The following is a 1187-nucleotide window of genomic DNA, read 5'->3' as shown; positions in this document are numbered from 1 at the left end:
CGTTATTGAGCCTATAACACTTGATGAAAACGAATTACAGTGGTTGAGCGAGCACCAACCCATTCGTGTTGGCGTTGATGGATATTTCCCTCCTTACAGCTATATCAATGAAAACGGTCAAATTGTTGGTATGGCAATTGATACCTTATTTCTAATGGGTAAAAAATTAAATATTCAATTTGAATTAAGTGATGAAACTCGCTGGCCAAATATTGTAAAAAACCTGCAGAAAAAGGACATTGATATTGTGTTGACCATGGTTAACACACCTAATCGCGAAAAAAAATTCTTATTCACTAGCCCAATAGTGTATAAATCGTTGGTCATTATCGGCAAAAAAAACAAGCATCATATTCATAACCGCAGTGATATCGCAAATAAAACCATAGCCTTAGTAAAAGGTTATCAATATACCGATAAAATTATCGATGAATTTCCCAGTGTGACCCCATTGCTTGTTGATAATATGCGTGAAGCAATGGAAGCCGTTCAGGCAAATCAAGCTGATGCGGCTATTACCTTTTTTGCTGCTGCTAATTATTACCAGTTAAAGTATTCATTTTCCGATTTAAAATTTGTCGCATTTTACGAAAAAAATAATGCTAATGAATCAATCGCAGTCAGAAATGATTTTCCTATATTAGCCAGTATTATGCAGAAAGGGTTGAGCTCGTTGAGCTCTGCTGAAAAAATTGCCATTAATGAAGCCTGGGGGGCAAACATTACACTGCCGAAAGATTACCAAGATTTGATTGAGTTTGCGGCGGTGGCAGGTGTATTAATTTTGTTGCTTAGTGTGTGGATTTTGCAAGCTAGACGGAATAATCAAGCCTTAACCATTGCTAATATTAATACTGCAAATGCCAATATGGCATTAAACGAATTAAAAAATAATCTTGAACAAAACGTCTTGGAACGGACGCTTCAGCTTACCATTAGCGAAAATAGATACCGTGGTTTGGTTGAGTCGTTAGAAGATGAATATATTTTTTATCAACACGATATCGAAGGATTTATACAATACGTTAGCCCATCGGTTACTCATATTTTGGGGCTTACTATTTCTGGTTTTGGTGAGTATTACTATAAGTATTTAACGGATAATCCGAAAAACAAACTTATCTCAGGATATATTCAGCGCATTATTAACGGCGAGAAATTAGCTCCATTTGAAATGGAAATATTTG

General features: G+C 35.7%; 1 protein-coding gene. It reads left to right on the top strand.

Features of this window, described 5'->3' with window-relative positions; all coding sequences use genetic code 11:
* Positions 1 to 1187 (top strand): transporter substrate-binding domain-containing protein (locus tag CXF78_RS01200; RefSeq protein ID WP_145991310.1); only part of this gene is annotated, 1187 nt, incomplete at both ends.

Source organism: Shewanella sp. 11B5 (assembly GCF_002836795.1).
GTDB lineage: Bacteria > Pseudomonadota > Gammaproteobacteria > Enterobacterales > Shewanellaceae > Shewanella > Shewanella frigidimarina.
The sequence above is the reverse complement of the archived record's forward strand: the minus strand, read 5'-3'. Positions and strand labels throughout refer to the sequence as shown.